The organism is Metabacillus rhizosphaerae, from assembly GCF_037201795.1.
In the GTDB taxonomy this organism is placed as follows: domain Bacteria; phylum Bacillota; class Bacilli; order Bacillales; family Bacillaceae; genus Metabacillus; species Metabacillus rhizosphaerae.
Genome location: NZ_CP147403.1, coordinates 4,874,252 through 4,893,175, shown reverse-complemented (window position 1 = coordinate 4,893,175; position 18,924 = coordinate 4,874,252). Strand labels below are relative to the sequence as shown.

Below are 18,924 nucleotides of genomic sequence, written 5' to 3'. Positions count from 1 at the left end.
ATCAATCATAACGAGAAGGAGGATAAAATGGACCAAATCACCTTTTACCCACAAGGCGACAAGGCAATCACGATTCATTTTGGTCAAGAACTACATAAAGACCTTCATCAGAAGATCATTGCCTTCACTGAATTCATAGAAGCAAACCCTTTTCCAGGATTGCTCGAGGTCATCCCAAGCTTTACTTCTGCCACAATTAGTTATGAACCAACAAAGATTAAGATGGTTACTCCCAAAAAAACACCATATGACGTTGTGCTTAGCATACTAAAATCCAGACTAACTAACCTTCCAGTATCCATTTCTCATCCATCAAAAACAGTCACGATCCCAGTTTGCTATGGTGGAGATTTTGGTCCTGACTTACAAGATGTTGCAGACTGCCATCATTTAACACAACAGCAAATCATTAATATCCACGCTAACCAAGAGTACTTAGTTTATATGATTGGTTTTGCGCCAGGCTTTCCTTATCTTGGTGGAATGTCAAAAGAAATTGCAACACCAAGGAAAGCGACGCCAAGATTGAAGATACCAGTAGGAAGTGTTGGGATTGGCGGGGAACAAACAGGGGTATACCCGATTGAAAGTCCAGGAGGCTGGCAGTTAATTGGACGAACACCTATACGGTTATTTCGGCAAGATGCAAAACAACCTAGTCTATTACGTGCAGGAGATTTCGTCCGTTTTCAACCAATTACTCCACAGCAATTTGAAGCTCTAAGGATAGAGAAGCAATGACGATAAAGGTGCTAGAACAAGGTTTATCGACAACAGTGCAGGATTTAGGGAGAATTGGATTTCAGCAATATGGAGTTGTTGTTGGTGGTGTGATGGATGAGGTCGCAGCAAAAATTGCTAATCTTCTCATTGGCAATAACGAAGATGATGCAGTGGTAGAAATGACGTTAATAGGACCAACATTGTTATTTCAACAGGATACATTAATATCGCTTTGTGGAGCTGATTTGTCTGCGAGCATTGGCAGCAAACCTGTACCATTATGGAAACCAATTTTTGTGAAAGCAGGAAGTGTCCTTCGCTTCGGCCGTCCACAACAAGGCTGTAGAACATACTTAGCGGTTGCAGGGGGAATTGATGTTCCATTGGTAATGGAAAGCCGAAGTACATATGTAAGGGGTGGATTAGGTGGTTATCATGGCCGTACTTTGCAAAAGGGAGATGTACTCAACTACAAGCCGAGTGATTTAGCAAAATTCCTTTGTACGCAAATTTGGTCAGGACCATTTAAACCAGTCAATTGGACTGTAAGTTCGCTAATAAAACCAGTTTATAAGAAAGACCCAGAAATACGATTTATAAAAGGACCTCAATTCGATCTATTTACAGAAAGATCTAAAAGAGAATTTCTTACAGAAAAATATAAGGTTACTTCTAATTCAGATCGAATGGGATATCGCCTATCTGCAAAAGTACTTAAGTTAACCACAGATGTTGAACTTTTATCAGAAGCTGTAACGATGGGAACGATTCAAGTGCCAAATGATGGTCAACCGATTATTTTAATGGCAGATCGGCAAACAATCGGTGGTTATCCGAAAATAGGTTATGTAGCAAGTATTGATTTTTCTGTATTATCACAAGTGATGCCAGGTGAAAATCTGACTTTTAAAGAAATATGCATACAAGATGCTCAAAGACTGCTATTAGAGAGAGAGCAGAAGATTTCAAAAGTAAAAATTGGTATTTCATTAGCTTTTAGGAGGATGAAGCATGGTTCGTATTGATATGAATTGTGATATGGGGGAAAGTTTTGGTAGATATACAATCGGTGCCGATGAGCAGATCATTACTTCTATTACATCTGCAAATATTGCATGTGGGTTTCATGCTGGCGATCCGGAAACGATGAAGAAAACCGTACGTCTTGCATTGGATCATTCTGTAAGTATAGGCGCACACCCAGGTTTAGATGATTTAAAAGGCTTTGGTAGAAGAACAATGTCTATTACAGCAGAGGAGGTGTATGATCTAGTTGTTTACCAAATCGGTGCACTTCACGGCTTCGTATTAGCTGAGGGCGCCGTATTAAAACACGTAAAGCCACATGGTGCGTTATACAATATGGCTGCCGTAAAGAAGGATTTAGCAGAGGCGATTGCCAAAGCTATTTATAAAATAAATCCTGAGCTTATATTATATGGGCTTTCTGGAAGTGAATTAATAAAAGCAGGAAACAAATTCGGCTTAAAAACAGCGAATGAAGTATTTGCAGATCGAACGTATCAAAGAGATGGTACGTTAACACCTCGTCATCAAGAGGGTGCACTTATTAAAGATGAAAACATAGCAATCGCTCAAGTGATAAAAATGGTTGTTGATCAAAAGGTTATCACATCAGGACATGAAGTGCCAATAACTGCTGATACAATTTGTATCCATGGTGACGGGGAACACTCGGTTGAATTCGCTAAGAAAATAAATAGAGCATTGCAGGATAATGGTATAGAGGTTAAAGGATTGTAACTGAGAATTTAAGTGCCCGGGAAATATTTTTGCCCACTCGGGTGAAATATAGCCTACAACTAAATAAACCAATCCATTTATATTGATATGGTATACTAGAAGAATCAATTCATAGATTCGTAGTTAGGTAAGGTGATCTAATGGAATTTTTCACGGTATTAATTCCGATTTTTTTTATTTTTGGTATTGGGTTTGTTGGTCAGAAAATGATTGGGTTTGATACGAAGCCATTATCTGTTATGGCCATATATTTAATGCTTCCTTTTTTAGCTTTTCAAACATTTTATAAAACAGATTTGACGATTGATTATGCAATGATGACTTTTTACACGGTCGGGCTTGCGCTTTGCCTTATTATCATTATTTATATTATTGCATTTATTAGAAGATATTCTGTAAAAAAAACATGTGGAATGATCCTAGCATCTGCATTTATGAATAATGGAAATTATGGAACACCCCTTATTTTCTTTGCTTTCGGTGAGGCAGGGCTTCATTACGCCGTTATTTTAATGGTTATTCAGCAGCTTCTTATGTGTACAGTTGGTATTTATTATGCTGCAAAGGGCTCTCCAGATGGTGGCGGTATAAAAATGGCTTTGAAAGAGGTTGTGAAAGTACCTATTGTTTACGGTGCACTGCTTGGGGTCATTTTTCATCTCTTTCACATACCGGTCGGAGGTTCATTTATGGATGCCATTGAGATGGTGGGGGATGCAGCAGTTCCAACAATTATGATTATTTTAGGAATGCAGCTTGCTAAAATATCTGTAAAAAAATTAGATTTTGCTCCACTGTCATTATCTTTAGGTTTAAGACTGTTTATATCACCTGTTATTGCATTCGTATTTACGTTATTCCTGCCAATTGATGATTTATTAAAACAAATTATGATCGTACTTTCAGCGATGCCAACAGCTGCAAATACAACTATGTATGCACTCCAATATGATACAGAACCACAATTTGTATCAACCGCTACATTATTTAGTACGGTATTAAGCTTGGTGACATTACCAATTGTTTTATATGTATCTAGTTTAATATATGGATGATTTTTAGACCTCTGAGCATATCAGGGGTTTTTATTTAATCACAAACCCAAATACAAGACATTTTCTTAGAATATTGAGTGATTATCGGTATTTTTTAAAGAATGACATTACGCGCTAATAATCCCTCCTAAAGGCATTCAAAAGGTTCTAAGCCTTCGACATATATAGAACATATGTAGAACGGTCCTCATCAATTTCAGCTGATATTTTTTCGTATTCTTGATCCTGGATCCATAAATAATCATTTCCGATCAGGGATAATGCTTCTTCATGTGAATATAGATCATATGTAAAGATAAGTGGTGAATCATTGTATTCCTTAAAGTCACGTACTTCAAGTGTTACATGTGTATAGTGCATAGCATGGTCAAAAATATGTTCTTCATCATCTTTTTCTACATAAATAACATAATATTCGTCTTCAAGACTGGAAGACGTTTGATGATACACCTCTTTGTTTTTTATAAAATAATCACATAGTCTTCGACAAAAGATTTCTGAGGGCTCTGCAAACTCGTAATGAAACAATGCAGGGTAGCTATTCCGTTCATCGTTTAAACGATATTCCAATTTATAACTTTTTTTCATATATACCTCCAAAGATGTCATTATTTCTACTATACTATATTAGGGCGCAGTTTATCATGAATTAATTTGTAATTATTAACAGAGAAAAGCTATTTAAGGGGGGGAAGGCGTTTGAGTAAGACAAATAAATTATTAACTGGAATCATTTCTGCTACGATGATTACAGCTACTGGATGTAGTGATGAGTCGTTACCACCTGTTCCTGAGGGAACTGATTGTGGGGATTGGGAATGGGAGTCTGATGAAGGCGTTTGGGAATGTGATGATTATGATTCATCTCACTATGGTCATTTTTATTACGGTGGAAAAATGTTTTCATCTAAAAGCAGCTTAAAAACAAATTCCGCTTATCAAAGCTATAAATCGAGTAGCTCATTTAAAGGAGGAAAATCTGGATTTGGGTCTGGGTCTAGTGGAGGTTTTGGTGGGTAATGTTACACTCATTTAATCTAGAGTATCATAGACAAAAGCGGAATCAAGCTTACAGCAAGATGAACTCCTTTTGGCATAATCTTTATGATAGTGAATATGCGTTATATGATATCGCTCTTATGACAAAAGAAGAGGTTAATGAAGTATGTAACGTGACAAACAGAGTCGGTCAAATTTTCTTTAAGCTAGGAAACTTACTGAGAAACTCATCTAACGAAACATTATTACAATTAGATATTCCAAGAAGCATGCTCCCATTTATCAGACATCGGTCTTTACCGGTTGAAACGGTTATTGCTCGTGTGGACTTAGTTCAAACGACTAATGGATTGAAGCTACTTGAGCTTAATAGTGATACTCCGACTTTTGAGAAGGAAGTTTTTTATGTAAATGGTGCCATGTGTGAAGAGTTTAATGTTGAGAATCCGAATAAGGGATTAGTTGATATACTAGGAAAAGAAATACGAAAAGCGTTAGCAGAAGTGCTACATCATTCTGAACTTACAGATGAACCACATATCGTTTTCACATCACATGATGAACATGAAGAAGACAAATTAACAACATTGTTTTTAATGGAAGCAGCAAATGTTTCGGCGAAATATGTTCCATTGCATAAGCTTACAATTAAAGAGCAAGTAGGATTGTATGATGATGAAGGCAGAAAGATTGATCTTCTCTATCGGCAAACATATCCGTTAGAGCATTTAATTGAAGACGTCGAAGAAGAAACAAATGAAAAAATAGGTTTACAGCTACTCGAGCTAGTTGCTTCAAACAAGCTGCAAATGATCAATCCCATTTCAGCGTTTCTTTTGCAATCGAAGGCTGTTCAAGCAGTTATTTGGGGGATGATGGAGTGTGATCATCCGTTCTTCTCCGATGAAGAAAAGCATTGGATTTCAACCTATTTTTTGCCTACATATCTCGAGAAAGATGTATTCCTAACAAGCGGTATAAAATATGTAAAAAAACCAAGCTTTGGTCGGGAAGGAGATACGGTATCAATTTTTCATGGGACAAAGAAGATTCTTGAAGACAAGAATAAAAGCTATGGAAAGTCATTGCCGGTTTATCAAAAGTTTATTGAACTCCCGACAAAAGAAATTAAAACGATCGATGGGCTAAAAAAAGGGAAGCTATTAATCGGAAGCTTTTTAATAAATGGAAAAGCTTGTGGAATCGGTTTAAGAGCTGGACAGCAAATAACGGATAACAATGCCTATTTCTTACCAGTAGGAGTAAAACGTTAAAGAAGGGACCTGAGAGTATGTCATTTACAGAATTGTTTTTGTCGACAGTTTCCTATATTGGATTAGCTGTTGTATTACTATTTATTGGAATTATCCTATTTGAAGTAACAACAAAAAATAAAGAATTTGAATTAATTAAAAATGGAAACAAAGCGGCTGTCTATGCATTTGGTGGTCGTATTTTAGGGTTAGCAATTGTCCTCTATTCATCAATATCAAACTCTGTCAATATACTGGATATGGTGGTGTGGGGAAGTATAGCGATTGTCATTCAGATCATCGTTTTTTATTTGGCAGAGCTTTTAACACCTAAATTTAATATTACCAAAGCAATTGATGACGACAATCAAGCTGTAGGATTATTTCTATTATTTTTATCTGTATCAATCGGACTAATTATTGCAGCATCACTTACGTATTAAATAATAACAATCGAGCACAAACAAGAAATTGAATGTTTGTGCTTTTTTAATCTAGACCTTCTTCTTCCTTAACAAAAGCGGGATCAAAGCATTTTATGGCACTAAAGTTAGTAGGGTCAATAGTAACACCTTCATCCGATTCAGTTACAAAGTCTACCTCACAGATTCTTCTGAATCTAACCCCATTAAGTTCGTCATCCCATACACATTTATTTGGACGTAATAAACGTAATGTTACACACCCTGATTCACGATCCAATTTGATAACTTTAAAGAATATAGTTACAAAGCATTCTGGTTTTCCAGCTTTAGCCCATGTGAAAAATGGCTCTCCCTTTTGGGTTTGCAGGATAAATGGAATCGTTTTAAATGCCGGTGCCTCGATTAGTTTGCAGGTGGACCGAAGATACGCGGCTTTGTCCTGGGAATTTTTGATTTTTTCGAGTGCGGTCCAAATACAGGAAATCGTATGTGCATTCATATCGTTCGTGTCTTCAATCATTTGCATTTCCCACCTTACACATAAAAACAGTAAATCTCCAACTAAACGAAGAACTACTTAATGTTAGAATATAGATTTTCTATTGAATTGTGCTGTGTAGATCGTCTAATCTACTTAAAGGTTTAGAATTCGTATGAAAAAAGCCATCATATTGATATTGCAATATTTTACTGTTTGTTCTATCAAAATAAGAATATAAATGGAAGTGATTGTAAATAGTAATAAAACAAAGTATTTCATTTGTTAACAATTAAACGGTTGAAGTACTTGTTTTAGACGTTAATAAGCGTAATAGTTATGGATGAAACAGGGGAAATTAGTGAGGTAATTTGTTATTAATAATGATGAATAGGAAGCAGTAATATGACGTCAAAAACAGAAGCAATTTTATGGAGTATAGCACTACCTGGATTTGCCCAAATTCTGAATAAAAAATTAGCCAAGGGTTTTGTTTTTATCTTTTTAGAGTTTCTTATTAATGTGAACAGCAATTTTAATTCAGCGATTATGGCAAGCTTTTTAGGGGAAATTGACAAAGCTTTCCAAATCGTAAACTATCAATGGCTTATGTTTTATCCATGTGTATATATGTTTGCTATGTGGGATGCATTTAAGGATGCGGAGGGTGAGAGGTCTCCATATTCATTTTTTCCCTTTGTATTTGGGGCATATTTTGTAACCGTTGGTCTTATGTATTCACCGATTTTTAAAATAAATGGTGTGCTATTAGGCCCCATTTGGACACCAATGCTTTCACTCATTCCTGGATTACTAATTGGTTATATCATATGGTTTATCTTACATAGGGTAAAGAAGTATAAGAAATGAAAAATGAAATAATCGACAAGTGTATTAACCAAACTACAATTTTTTACAATGTAATTATTTTTAGTGAAGAAAAAATTAAGTAATTCTTCTTGAAAACCCCAATGTCACATTCACAATTTGTTTATTTCATACACCCTAATAAAACCAATGCCTTTTACGAATTGTTTAAGAAGGTATTGGTTTTTTGTTCTTTTTAATAGGATAATTAAGTATAAATAAATTTGAAATAAAATTAACATTTTCGGGAACGAATTTCTGTTAAAATAAACCAAAAGGCGCTTTGACATCCAGCTCCAGCGACTAGCGAACTTCACGCTCCTTATACACTAAGTCACTTTATTACATATGGAGTGCTCTTTTTTCTATGTTGCTGATAAAGGCGCCTTGAGCTTTTGTTCCTATTTTATGTTTTATACATGTTCATGATAAACTTATATTTTTAGCAGGAGGATACTATGCAAACGGAAAAACAATTAATTCATAAAACCTTTTATGAGACGTTTATAGCTGGAAGTGACCAAAGACAACCGGCTGAAGTACTTGGTCAAGCATATTTTGAGGAGCAGAACAGCGATGAGAGTTTCGATTTGTCCTACATACGTTTTGCTCAAGGCGAGATTTATTATCTGTATCAGGATTATGAAACAGCCATTTTTAAATGGGAAAATATAAAAAACGAGCTCGAACCATGGGCTAATAAAAATATTGGCGATGCCTATTATCAATTGGGCTTGCTTTCAGCCGCTGAAGATAAGTACATTTCAATTGAAACAGAAGACAAAACCTTAAGCATTGAGGTAGCTCTCAAGCTTTTTTCTCTTTATCAAGAAAGAAATAAGATAGAGAGTGCTTATGAAATCATTCAAAGGGCATTACATATTAACCCAGATTATCCACAAGTAGCAAGGATAGCTCGAGACTTTTATGAAGAGAAGAATGATTATGCACATGCAGTAAAGCTCGCGGTTACTGAATCAATTCGAACTGAGCGGGAAGAATGGTTCCAGGTTCTGGTCTCATATGTAAAAGCGGGGTATGCAAAACAGTTCCAGCCTGATTTTTTCTCTGAGGCTTTGCTAACAATTTTTGAAGTAAGTAAACCTTCCTTTTCACAATTTATCGGGTCTCTATGGAATAGCTATAAAAATGAAGAATCATATCTAACCTGGTTAAGAACAATTAATGATCTCTTTTTTAGCGTTGACCTTGAAGGAAATGCTCATCAATGGGATCACACAATACATCTTTTTGAGGAGACATTTATTGGGTTAACTGAGGGATCCTACTATCTAAGGGAGCTTCACGATATTATTCCTAATTTATTGGCTAATTGGTTACTTCTTTCAACACGAGAGAATGGATTGTTTCCATCGGCGACAGTTTTAGCTTGGAATGAAATTTTTCCAGGAACGGTTCTACCTGATGCTGTCTATAAAGCAGAATCGATCATTTTTGAAGCTGAAAATGAGCAAAGTGGCTTAGAAAACGCCTTACAACTCTATAAAACAATCAGTGATTGGGCAGAAAATCATTCGGTTGAAATAAATAATAAAGTAAATTGGTGGTTGGAGGAACTGATCAACCCACAACTTAAGAATCATTTTCTGTTAGCTGGAAAATCAGGAAGCGGAAAAACGACATTTGTTAACTCTTTACTAGGAGACCAACTATTCAAAGGGTCTACAACATCCTTCGTTGTCCTACATGATGATGACGAGCTAACAATGAATCACATTTCTGATTCTGAACAACGAACTGTTCACAATCAACGTGAATTAGATGAATACGTGCAAGGTGATGAGATATCACTTATCCATGTTAAAAGACCGTGTATATTATTGCATGAGCATCAGTGTGCAATCATAGATACACCACCAATCAATGGAAGTAATGAGATGAGAAACCAGATCTTTGATACATTGCCATTAGCTGACGGGTTGTTGTATGTCTTAGATGGTTCGTCGTTATCAGAACGAGAATATGATGTTTTATGCCAGATGAAAAACTATGCTCCAAACTTAAAAGTACACTTTTTATTAAATAAAGTTGATTTAATTGCTAGTGACGCACATACAGCGACTCTTATGGATGAAATAAAGTTACAAATCGGAGCTATTTACCCTGAGGCGGAAATTTTGCCTTATTCGTCATTACATCCATTTAGTCAGCAATTAAGTAAGCTAAACATATTTTTATCAACGCATTTTCCTTATAGCATAAAGGAAAAACAAGAAAAAAGAACGGCAAAGGTATTAACCTTAATCCGAAAAATGATTGCGGATCTATTGCAAAAACGCGTTGATATGGAGAAGGGTTTAATCGATTCCATTCAATGGAATGAAGATATATTAGGTCGTTTAAAAGGCTTTACGAATAAGCTTACTGATCTTCAACAAGAAAAAGTAGCCACCATAGTAGCTGCATACAAGGAATTAATGAAGGAAAGTAAAACAGAGCTACAATTAACAATACCTAAGCTTTTAAAAGAAAGCACAGAGCAAATTAAAGAAGACAGTGATTTTAAACAAATTCATATTACGCTTAATAACAGCATGAATGCTAGAGTAAAGGAATATTATGAACAGACCTTACTTCCAACACTTTGCGATAAGCTCGATAGTTGGATTTCTGCATCAGAGGATGAATTACACGATAGTCAAGATTACTTAAAGGAAATGAGCGAAACCTTTAATGAAATCTATCAGCAAGAAAAACTCCAATTAAATTGTGAGTTTACGATATTAGATGATTGGCGTCGTGATATTAATCGGATGACAGGGAGAATTCAGTATGAAAACGAAAATATTATGCTGAAGAATAAACCTACACAACTCCTTTTAAAAAGCGCAGGAAAGCTATTCGGTGCAATGAATCAAAATAAGATGATGCTTGTGAATCAATATAAAAAATACGTTGAAAATGAGACCTTTGAAGAAGTAACAGAATCAATTTCCAAGAAATTATTTTTACCTTTTGAGTTGTTTGAAAAAGGCTTAAAGCAAGATATATCCTCTTTCTTTAATACGCCAATTAGTGAGGTTGGGGAAACAATCGTTGAAACAGAAACGACTATCCAAGAAGGGAAAGAAGGGCTAAGTGAAATGAAAGCAAATCCTGAGCTCTTTTACGATCCATTAAAATTGTTTGAAGTTAATCTTCTTCAGCAGGAATTTATGCTACAAGCGAAAAAGGATTATAGTCGAATGGTATAGTATACCTTATAAAGAGACTGAATTTGTATGGAGGGCTATGCTTCCGTATGAATGCAGTCTTTTTTTATTTAATGACTCTGTAAAGCTCATTGTTGAGTTTTTGCACTTTGTTGATTGAAGCGAACGCCTATAGTGGAAATCAACAACTAAGTTTAATAGAGCCTATTTATTTTATAGGAAATTCTAATTTTTATTCTTTTAGAATATAATGATAGGTAAGAGGCTAAGACATAAACAAGGAGACTACAATTTTGAGAAAAAACAATAAACTGACATTTAAACGAATATTGATCATTTTGCTACTCTTAGTGATCATTGCATTTATACCGACCCCATATTATCTTTACCAACCAGGACCTATTGAAGATTTAGAGCCTAAAGTGTCGGTAGAGGGTGGACATAAAGATGAACAAGGAAGCTTTAACTTGACTACTGTATTATCTGTGAAAGCTTTTAATCCTTATATTTTAGTGTATGGACTAGTTGCTCCCCACACAGATATCGTTAAGGAAGAAGATGTAAAAGGTGATTTAACAGATGCAGAATATACGAAAATACTAAACTTTATGATGAAGGATTCAAAGCAAAATGCATTAGTAGCAGGATTTACTGAAGCTGGGGAAGAAGTGGATATTGAGTACCATGGAATTTTTGTTCGTACGATTTTACCAGATTCACCAGCAAAAAAAGTTCTGAAAGTCGGTGACTTGATTACAAGCATTGATGGTAAAAATATGAATGAAGCTCCAGAGTTTATATCATACATAGAAGAAAATAAAAAAGTTGGAGACCACGCAACCCTAACAATAAAACGTGGTGATAAAGAGCTGGAAGAAACAGTCGAAATGATTGCCCTAGATGACTCGACAGATCGAGTGGGAATAGGAATTGCGCCAGAGGAAGAGTTCACAGCAACGGTCTCAAGAAAAGTAAAAATAAATAGTGAGGACATTGGCGGACCTTCTGCAGGTTTGATGTTTTCCTTAGAAATCTACAACCAACTGACTTCAGAAGATTTAACAAAAGGCTATAAAATAGCCGGAACTGGTACAATTGACCATAACGGCAATGTTGGTCAAATAGGTGGGATAAAACATAAGGTTACAGCTGCTAATGAAGAGGGGGCAGATATCTTCTTTACACCAAAAGACCTCACTTCAATAGACACGAATGAAAAAGACGTCCTAGCTGAAGTAAAGGAAAATGAGTATGAAATTGAAATCGTACCCATTGCTACAATAGCCGAAGCAGTAGATTATTTGCAGGGACTTGATGTTAAGGAATAGATATCAAAACTCAAAATCTATGAAAAGGTGAGGAACCTCCGTGGGAATGGAGGTTTTTTGTTGTCGGTTAGGAAATTATAAAATTCTTAAACTGTGGATAAGCGCACGACATCCAGCTCCTAGCCCCTCTAGAGTCTAGCTAATTTAGAATTGAAGGCACAGAACGCCTTCTATTCTAAATCATCATATTCCCGAGGCTGTTCAAGACGCTTGCGCTTTTGTTCTTGTTGGGAGGATAGGTATCTGATTCGTTTTAATGTATAAGTAGAGGGTAGGTAAGGAGCTGTGGTATGTATTAATTGGAGTGAGGTTCAATCGAAGGGGAAAAGCGGTTTGGTTCATAAATCAAGGAGAATGATTCAATTAAAGGCGAAAGTGGTTCAATTATAGTGAAAGTCGGTTCAATCGCCCGCTAAAAGTGAGGTTGGCAAAGGAGTTTGGTTCATAAAACAAGGAGAGTGGTTCAATTACGGGCGAAAGTGGTTCAAAAGCAAGAAAAAGTGGTTCAATTATAGTGAAAGTCGGTTCAATCGCCCGCTAAAAGTGAGGTTGGCAAAGGAGTTTGGTTCATAAAACAAGGAGAGTGGTTCAATTACGGGCGAAAGTGGTTCAAAAGTAAGAAAAAGTGGTTCAATTATAGTGAAAGTCGGTTCAATCGCCCGCTAAAGTGAGGTTGGCAAAGGAGTTTGGTTCATAAAACAAGGAGAGTGGTTCAATTAAAGGCGAAAGTGGTTCAATTATAGTGAAAGTCGGTTCAATCGCCTGCTAAAAGTGAGGTTGGCAAAGGAGTTTGGTTTATAAAACAAGAGGAGTGGTTCAATTACGGGCGAAAGTGGTTCAAAAGCAAGAAAAAGTGGTTCAATTATAGTGAAAGTCGGTTCAATCGCCCGCTAAAAGTGAGGTTGGTAAAGGAGTTTGGTTCATAAAACAAGAGGAGTGGTTCAATTAAAGACGAAAGTGGTTCAAAACAAGAAAAAGTGGTTCAATTATAGTGAAAGTCGGTTCAATCGCCCGCTAAAAGTGAGGTTGGCAAAGGAGTTTGGTTTATAAAACAAGAGGAGTGGTTCAATTACAGGAAAACGGTTCAATCCACACTAAACAAATTACAAATAAATCAAAAGCGTCCAGAAAAATGTTGCCATTCTCTGAACGCATTTTAAATATGCTAGTAAGTAAATCTACAAAAAAGAATAAAACCTACTTAGAAACCTGTTGTTCAACAGCCAAAGATTCAGGTTTTTCACATGTACTCTCCATTTTGTAATGTGTTCCATTATCAGAGGAATCATGGAAGCCGTGCATGGCTTCTAATACATGGTAGGCTAATTCTCCGTTTGCACGGTATTTTCCCCCATTAAGGATTGCCTTGGCCATATCTGCTACTCCAAGTCCGCGGCTGTTTTGTGAATAGCCGTATGATAATGGTACTTCGACAAATTCCTTTTCATCACGTTTTCTGATACGGACAGGACCGCCAAATGTGTTTGGATCTGGAACTAGTAAAGTACCTTCACTACCGTAAATTTCAATAGGTGGCAGTGTTGTTCCGCCAAATGCGTCAAAACTTGTTGTGATAGAGCCAATTGCACCTGATGCAAAGTCGATAACTCCTGAAATATGTGTTGGAGTTGCCACTTGAATTTTAGTGCCTGCTTTTGGTTCACTTGTCACTGTCCGTTCTGGATAGCTAATACGAGTAGAACCTGATATCCGTTCAATCGGTCCTAAAAGTGACACTAATGCTGTTAAATAATATGGTCCCATATCAAACATCGGACCGCCGCCAATGTCATAGAAGAAGGCTGGATCTGGATGCCAATGCTCATGACCACGGTGGATCATAAATGCAGATGCCCCAATCGGAACACCGATTTCTCCTTGTTCAATTAAATGGATGGCTGTTTGAATTCCTGCACCTAAGAAGGTGTCAGGTGCACTGCCAACTAAGAGATTATGTTTTTTAGCTGTTTCTAAAATTTGTTTACCTTCCTCGCGTGTGACAGCAAGTGGTTTTTCTGTATACACATGCTTACCTGCTTCAAGTGCTTGGATACAAACCGTTGCATGTGCTTTTGGAATTGTTAAGTTAATGACCAATTGAATGTCAGGATCAGAGAGCAACTCATTAACTGAGCAGGCTTTGGGTACACCGTATTTTTCAGCTTGAGAATGTGCACGTAGTTCATCTAAATCTGCACAAGCAACAAGTTCAAGGTGATCAAACTTTTGGCAATTTTCCATGTAAATTGAACTAATATTCCCACAACCGACAATACCAATTTTAAGTTTTTTCATTGTAGAACCTCCATTTTTTTAGATAAGAAAAGTTTTTGTCCGAGTTTTCTTTTCTTGCAGCAGTACAGTGCTCTCGCTGTAAATGATAAAATTATTGGCTATCACCCATACCGGTATATACACGGCCATTGCTGTTAGCAGATGCTACTAATCCTTCAGAGCTGTTCTTTTCTTTTGCTGCCCATAAAAATCCGCGGCGCATAATGAGGGAAACCTCTGGCATAGCAACAATATTAGCTTGGTGACCTAGTGAATTATAGAATACATGTCCTTGACCCCAGCGTTTCGTCCATACGACAGGCATATCGACTGCTTTATTCGTTGCATGTGGACCATCAACTACTGGGAATCGTGTTGTAGCTAGTACTTCCACTGCTGGATCGACATGAAGGTAATATTGCTCGCTCACGACTTTGAAATCTGAGAAACCTTCTAAAAGTGGGCTTGTGGAATGCTTGATGTTGACCATATATTCAACACCATCATTTCCGGGATGTGCTACCCAATTTCCACCGGTCATAAATTGCCAATCAACATTGTTTCGGAAAGAGTCACACATTCCACCATGACATCCGGCTAAACCGACACCGCTCATAACAGCATCAGAAATATTTAATACATACTTCTTATCAATTTCACCCATTGTCCAGTGAGGAACGATTAAATCTAATGATTTCAGCTTTTCAGGATCTGCATATGAATCTAGTGAATTTGATACCTCTACATTAAAGTTTTCTTCTTCAAGGATTCCTTTAAAAATATGTGAGACTTGCTCTGGTTCATGACCATCCCAACCGCCCCATACGATCAATGCGTTTTTTTTCATTTTTCAACACTCCTTTTTTGATTTGGATAAAATTAATTAGATAAGCGCTTTGACATCTAACTTCAGAGTATAGTTTGTAAGGCGTCAGCGCGCTTTTGACTTGTGTATGAAACTATAAAATTCTAGTCCTTTGAATAAGCGCTCGACATCCAGCTCCAGCGCCCAGCGACTAGTGAACTTCACACTCCTCCTTACGATAAGTCAACATCGAATCGCTAACGCTCTTCGTGTTTCCTTTATCTCATACGGAGTGCTCCAGTTCATACGTCGCTAAACGGGCGCTTGCGCTTTTGTTATACCTCAGAAATTTTAATCCATTGGCGTTTTTCAATAGATTGATCAACTGCTTCCAAAACTTCTTGGCATTTTACACCATCTTTGAAGTTAGGAACTGGCTGTCGGTCTTCGCGGAAGGCTTCCATTAGCTCAACAATTTCGTGAATAAATGTATGTTCATAACCGATTGTATGTCCTGGTGGCCACCAGTTTTCAGAGAAAGCATGGGCAGGGTCTGTTGCTAATACACGTCGGAAGCCTTGTACATCATCTCGGTCGTCGGTGAAATAGACTTGCAATTCATTCATGCGCTCAAAGTCGAAAATGACGCTTCCTTTACTACCATTGATTTCAAAGGAATTTGTACAGCGATGACCTGCAGCAAAGCGAGTAGCTTCGAAGCTTCCTAAGGCCCCGTTAGCAAAGCGAGCCATAAATAGGGTAGCGTCATCAACTGTGACATCGCCTTTTTCTGCATTATCACTACCAGTTGCAGATAAACCAGTCATGTTAGTAGGTATTGGCCTTTCTTTAATAAACGTATCGTTCATGCCAATCACTTCAGTAATATCTCCAATTAGATAGTGAGCCATATCGATAAGATGTGCGCCTAAATCTCCATGAGACCCTGATCCAGCAATGTCCTTCTGTAGTCTCCATGCAAGAGGGAAGTTTGGATCGACAAGCCAATCTTGTAAAAACCAAGCACGGAAATGATAAATATCTCCTAATTTTCCTTCGTCGATTAGTTTTTTCGCAAGCATAACAGCAGGAGCAAATCGATAATTAAATCCAACCATATGTTTAACTCCGGCAGCTTCAACAACTTCGAGCATTTCTCTTGAGTCCTCTAATGTAAGCGCTAACGGTTTTTCGCAAAAAACATGTTTGCCAGCTTGTGCAGCAGCAATTGTTATTTCTTTATGTACATTACTAGGTGCATTAATATCGATTAAATCAATATCATCTCTTTGTAAAAGACTTTGCCAGTCTGTTGTATATTCCTCCCAGCCAAATTGTTTAGCGGCTTCAGCTACTCCGCTGGCATTACGTCCACAAATAACCTTCATCTCAGGACGTATGGTTTTTGGGAAAAAGAGTGGGATGTCACGATATGCGTGACTGTGAGCTTTACCCATGAACTTATAACCTATCATTCCAATTTTAAGCGTTTCCATAAATAATCCCCTTTTCGTTATTTTATAGAATAGGATGTTGATAGTTCTTTATTGTAAAGCACAAGCGCCCTTTCTTAAAGAGAAACTCTGCTATTTTACGGGTTTCTTCTAGTAGTCTGTGTGGTGCTTGTGCTTATCTAAGTATTCAGTATCTCAGAGACTAATCACTCATGAATGATTCTAAAAGCAATGATTCATGAACGGCTAATTAATGAGGATGCTCGTTCTATCAAAGTAACTGGCAAACGTACAGTGCTTGCTTCCTCACTATCCTTCGAGATTAATTGAAGCACTTTTTTTGCTGCCAATTGCCCCATATCAAAAAGCGGTACCTTTACTGTGCTAAGTGGCGGAGAGGTCATTCTTGAAATTTCAGAGTCATCATAACCAATTAGTGCGTAATCACGACCAGCTTGATAGCCCTTTTCGCTTAACGCTTGCATAAGACCTATAGCCATTCGATCATTTGCAGCATAAATAGCTCGGAAATCTGGGAGTAATGGAGCTATATAGTCAGCAGCTTGAACACCGCTTTTTCTGCTGTAATTCCCTTGGAAAATCAACTCTGGATTTAGATGAATTCCCGCTTTTTCGAGTGCATCTTCATATCCATATAAACGCTCAATACTATTCGAATATTCAGTGGGACCATTTAAAAAAATAACGTGTTCAAACCCTTTCTTTAACAGTGAGGTCACTGCTTGAAAACTACCACTGCTATGATCTGCATCAATAGAATGAAGAGAATAACCAGAAAAGGTCTGATTCACAAGACAATATGGCAGGTTCAATTGTTGGAGCTTTTCAAGTGCTTCGAGCTCACCTGGAACATTCTTTGAACCTAGTATGATGCATCCATCTACCTTTTGGGAATGAAAAAGCTGAACATAGTCTTTTGGTGCATCTGGTGATTGAAACAACAGGAGCAAACCATAACCTAGTTCTCCAAGCTTTGCACCAATCCCGCTTAATAGCTCGGAAAAATAATGTGTCGACATTAGGTTAACCTTTGGCAAATAAGGAACAATGACGCCAATATTGTTACTCTTACCTCTTGCAAAGCTTTGTGCAATTGCATTTGGGTGATAGTTAAGCTCTTCAGCCGCCAGCAAGACCTTACGTTTTGTTTCTTCGCGTAAGGGTCCAATATTATTTAATACGCGTGAAACTGTGGCTTCAGACACTCCAGCTAATTTTGCAACATCTTTTCTATTAGCTAAGATATTCACCTCCAAACGAAAATATGTACACGCGTTCATTTTCTCTTTTTTTCTATGATTTGTCAATTGTTAAATTATTAATTTCGTAAACTTTTTTTCATTATAGTAAGATTGTTCCTTATGAGATGCTAAAATAAAGATTAGCAATACTAATACATTTTAAAGAATTTTTTTGGTAATGCTATAAATGGAATTTTCTAAAGAAGGGTAGAAAGCATATGTTTAATAAGGGGAAGAAAAAAGGTAATGTTGTTATTATTCTTAGTTTACTGCTTTTATTGATTTCGGTGCCTGTTTTTTCTTTGAAGCTTCCCGAGCGAAAATCTGGAGAAAATCCGACAGTGTTTATAGCAGGGGACTCGACTGTGCAGACATATGATGAGACTTCGAAGCCTAGAGCAGGTTGGGGACAAATGATACCAAATTATTTCAGCCCTAAAATTACGTTTGAAAATCATGCTTTTAGGGGGAGAAGTTCGAAATCATTTATTAATGAAGGAAGACTTGATACCATAATAAGAAAAATAAAACCTAACGATTACTTATTGATTCAATTTGGACACAATGATTCGAGAAAAAATCGCCCAGACCTTTACACCACTTTGCCAGACTATAAAAATTATTTAAAATTATATATAAATGGAGCACGTGGTCGTGGAGCAACGCCAATTTTAGTAACACCTGTTGGGATTAGAGATTTTAATCGTGATACTGGGAAATTTAATGTTAGCTTTCCTGAATATGTACAAGCAATGAAGGAAATTGCATCAGAACTTGATGTGCTACTAGTTGATTTAAGTTTATCAAGTGTAGCGTACTATGACACACTAGGTCCAATAGGGACACTCTCTGTATTTCTCCACACAAAACCAGGTATGTATAAAGCGTACCCTAAAGGTGTACATGATAATATCCATTTCCAGGAAAATGGAGCACTTCAAATTGCTCGCTTGGTATCCCTGGGAATTAAAGATCTTAATATTCCGCTTGCTTCTTACGTTACCAATATCGATCCACCAGCCGTTGAAAAATAATGAAATTTGTCTGTTACTTAATGACAAATA

The 18,924-nt window shown here is 36.9% G+C and carries 17 protein-coding genes; 11 read left to right on the top strand and 6 right to left on the bottom strand.

Annotated features, from left to right (window positions below; translation table 11 throughout):
- Positions 1–27: 27 nt before the first annotated feature.
- The 4 genes from pxpB (at position 28) to WCV66_RS23530 (ending at position 3,542) form a co-directional block, all read left to right on the top strand.
- A complete protein-coding gene (gene pxpB, locus WCV66_RS23545) occupies positions 28–741 on the top strand; it encodes a 5-oxoprolinase subunit PxpB (protein WP_338787066.1) in 714 nt (237 codons plus the stop codon).
- Entirely contained in the window at positions 738–1,748 is a 1,011-nt protein-coding gene (locus WCV66_RS23540; RefSeq protein ID WP_338787065.1) for a biotin-dependent carboxyltransferase family protein, read from the top strand. Before pxpB ends, WCV66_RS23540 begins: the two co-directional genes overlap by 4 nt.
- Positions 1,735–2,487 carry a LamB/YcsF family protein gene (locus WCV66_RS23535; protein WP_066324939.1) on the top strand — a complete coding sequence of 251 codons (753 nt, stop codon included), beginning with the start codon at positions 1,735–1,737 and terminating at the stop codon, positions 2,485–2,487. The genes WCV66_RS23540 and WCV66_RS23535 overlap by 14 nt, the downstream gene beginning before the upstream one ends.
- A gap of 140 nt (positions 2,488–2,627) precedes the next feature.
- Positions 2,628–3,542 (top strand): AEC family transporter, encoded by a 915-nt coding sequence (locus WCV66_RS23530; RefSeq protein ID WP_066324941.1) that lies wholly within the window; start codon positions 2,628–2,630, stop codon positions 3,540–3,542.
- Positions 3,543–3,689: 147 nt separating this feature from the next.
- Here the strand turns inward: WCV66_RS23530 and WCV66_RS23525 are convergent, their stop codons facing one another.
- Positions 3,690–4,130, bottom strand: coding sequence for a hypothetical protein (locus WCV66_RS23525; protein ID WP_066324948.1), 441 nt, complete (start codon positions 4,128–4,130; stop codon positions 3,690–3,692).
- A gap of 111 nt (positions 4,131–4,241) precedes the next feature.
- Here WCV66_RS23525 and WCV66_RS23520 point away from each other — a divergent pair, with 111 nt between their 5' ends.
- The 3 genes from WCV66_RS23520 to WCV66_RS23510 are packed head-to-tail and all read left to right on the top strand — an operon-like array spanning position 4,242 to position 6,237.
- Positions 4,242–4,562 carry a hypothetical protein gene (locus tag WCV66_RS23520; RefSeq protein ID WP_066324959.1) on the top strand — a complete coding sequence of 107 codons (321 nt, stop codon included), beginning with the start codon at positions 4,242–4,244 and terminating at the stop codon, positions 4,560–4,562.
- Positions 4,562–5,815, top strand: coding sequence for a glutathionylspermidine synthase family protein (locus WCV66_RS23515; RefSeq protein WP_338787063.1), 1,254 nt, complete (start codon positions 4,562–4,564; stop codon positions 5,813–5,815). The genes WCV66_RS23520 and WCV66_RS23515 overlap by 1 nt, the downstream gene beginning before the upstream one ends.
- A 17-nt stretch (positions 5,816–5,832) precedes the next feature.
- A complete protein-coding gene (locus tag WCV66_RS23510; RefSeq protein WP_066324963.1) occupies positions 5,833–6,237 on the top strand; it encodes a DUF350 domain-containing protein in 405 nt (134 codons plus the stop codon).
- Positions 6,238–6,283: 46 nt separating this feature from the next.
- Here WCV66_RS23510 and WCV66_RS23505 read toward each other — a convergent pair whose 3' ends face one another.
- Complete coding sequence (locus WCV66_RS23505; RefSeq protein ID WP_338787062.1) at positions 6,284–6,739, bottom strand: CotY/CotZ family spore coat protein; 456 nt, start codon at positions 6,737–6,739, stop codon at positions 6,284–6,286.
- Between the two features lie 363 nt (positions 6,740–7,102).
- Here WCV66_RS23505 and WCV66_RS23500 point away from each other — a divergent pair, with 363 nt between their 5' ends.
- From WCV66_RS23500 to WCV66_RS23490, 3 genes are all read left to right on the top strand, one after another.
- Positions 7,103–7,567 (top strand): hypothetical protein, encoded by a 465-nt coding sequence (locus WCV66_RS23500; protein WP_338787061.1) that lies wholly within the window; start codon positions 7,103–7,105, stop codon positions 7,565–7,567.
- Positions 7,568–8,022: 455 nt separating this feature from the next.
- Positions 8,023–10,779: a GTP-binding protein gene (locus WCV66_RS23495; RefSeq protein WP_338787060.1), complete on the top strand. Its 2,757-nt coding sequence runs from the start codon at positions 8,023–8,025 to the stop codon at positions 10,777–10,779.
- A 251-nt stretch (positions 10,780–11,030) separates the two neighbouring features.
- Positions 11,031–12,065 carry a SepM family pheromone-processing serine protease gene (locus WCV66_RS23490; protein ID WP_338787059.1) on the top strand — a complete coding sequence of 345 codons (1,035 nt, stop codon included), beginning with the start codon at positions 11,031–11,033 and terminating at the stop codon, positions 12,063–12,065.
- 1,197 nt (positions 12,066–13,262) lie between these two features.
- Here the strand turns inward: WCV66_RS23490 and WCV66_RS23485 are convergent.
- The 4 genes from WCV66_RS23485 to WCV66_RS23470 all read right to left on the bottom strand — a co-directional run bounded on the left by WCV66_RS23485 (position 13,263) and on the right by WCV66_RS23470 (position 17,899).
- A complete protein-coding gene (locus tag WCV66_RS23485) occupies positions 13,263–14,360 on the bottom strand; it encodes a Gfo/Idh/MocA family oxidoreductase (RefSeq protein WP_338787058.1) in 1,098 nt (365 codons plus the stop codon).
- A 91-nt stretch (positions 14,361–14,451) separates the two neighbouring features.
- Positions 14,452–15,186, bottom strand: a complete 735-nt coding sequence (locus WCV66_RS23480) for a ThuA domain-containing protein (RefSeq protein WP_066324983.1) — start codon at positions 15,184–15,186, stop codon at positions 14,452–14,454.
- A gap of 293 nt (positions 15,187–15,479) precedes the next feature.
- Positions 15,480–16,640, bottom strand: a complete 1,161-nt coding sequence (locus tag WCV66_RS23475) for a Gfo/Idh/MocA family oxidoreductase (RefSeq protein ID WP_338787057.1) — start codon at positions 16,638–16,640, stop codon at positions 15,480–15,482.
- Between the two features lie 194 nt (positions 16,641–16,834).
- On the bottom strand, positions 16,835–17,899 hold the full coding sequence (locus WCV66_RS23470; protein ID WP_338787056.1) for a LacI family DNA-binding transcriptional regulator: 1,065 nt from the start codon (positions 17,897–17,899) through the stop codon (positions 16,835–16,837).
- 179 nt (positions 17,900–18,078) lie between these two features.
- Between WCV66_RS23470 and WCV66_RS23465 the strand changes: the two genes are divergently transcribed.
- Positions 18,079–18,894 carry a rhamnogalacturonan acetylesterase gene (locus WCV66_RS23465; RefSeq protein WP_338787055.1) on the top strand — a complete coding sequence of 272 codons (816 nt, stop codon included), beginning with the start codon at positions 18,079–18,081 and terminating at the stop codon, positions 18,892–18,894.
- Positions 18,895–18,924 lie beyond the last annotated feature (30 nt).

Bases quoted from the DNA above. Each gene is read 5' to 3' on its own strand.
- pxpB (WP_338787066.1), top strand. From the start codon at position 28: ATGGACCAAATCACCTTTTACCCACAAGGCGACAAGGCAATCACGATT.
- WCV66_RS23540 (WP_338787065.1), top strand. From the start codon at position 738: ATGACGATAAAGGTGCTAGAACAAGGTTTATCGACAACAGTGCAGGAT.
- WCV66_RS23535 (WP_066324939.1), top strand. From the start codon at position 1,735: ATGGTTCGTATTGATATGAATTGTGATATGGGGGAAAGTTTTGGTAGA.
- WCV66_RS23530 (WP_066324941.1), top strand. From the start codon at position 2,628: ATGGAATTTTTCACGGTATTAATTCCGATTTTTTTTATTTTTGGTATT.
- WCV66_RS23525 (WP_066324948.1), bottom strand. From the start codon at position 4,130: ATGAAAAAAAGTTATAAATTGGAATATCGTTTAAACGATGAACGGAAT.
- WCV66_RS23515 (WP_338787063.1), top strand. From the start codon at position 4,562: ATGTTACACTCATTTAATCTAGAGTATCATAGACAAAAGCGGAATCAA.
- WCV66_RS23510 (WP_066324963.1), top strand. From the start codon at position 5,833: ATGTCATTTACAGAATTGTTTTTGTCGACAGTTTCCTATATTGGATTA.
- WCV66_RS23505 (WP_338787062.1), bottom strand. From the start codon at position 6,739: ATGATTGAAGACACGAACGATATGAATGCACATACGATTTCCTGTATT.
- WCV66_RS23500 (WP_338787061.1), top strand. From the start codon at position 7,103: ATGACGTCAAAAACAGAAGCAATTTTATGGAGTATAGCACTACCTGGA.
- WCV66_RS23495 (WP_338787060.1), top strand. From the start codon at position 8,023: ATGCAAACGGAAAAACAATTAATTCATAAAACCTTTTATGAGACGTTT.
- WCV66_RS23485 (WP_338787058.1), bottom strand. From the start codon at position 14,360: ATGAAAAAACTTAAAATTGGTATTGTCGGTTGTGGGAATATTAGTTCA.
- WCV66_RS23480 (WP_066324983.1), bottom strand. From the start codon at position 15,186: ATGAAAAAAAACGCATTGATCGTATGGGGCGGTTGGGATGGTCATGAA.
- WCV66_RS23475 (WP_338787057.1), bottom strand. From the start codon at position 16,640: ATGGAAACGCTTAAAATTGGAATGATAGGTTATAAGTTCATGGGTAAA.
- WCV66_RS23470 (WP_338787056.1), bottom strand. From the start codon at position 17,899: ATGAACGCGTGTACATATTTTCGTTTGGAGGTGAATATCTTAGCTAAT.
- WCV66_RS23465 (WP_338787055.1), top strand. From the start codon at position 18,079: ATGTTTAATAAGGGGAAGAAAAAAGGTAATGTTGTTATTATTCTTAGT.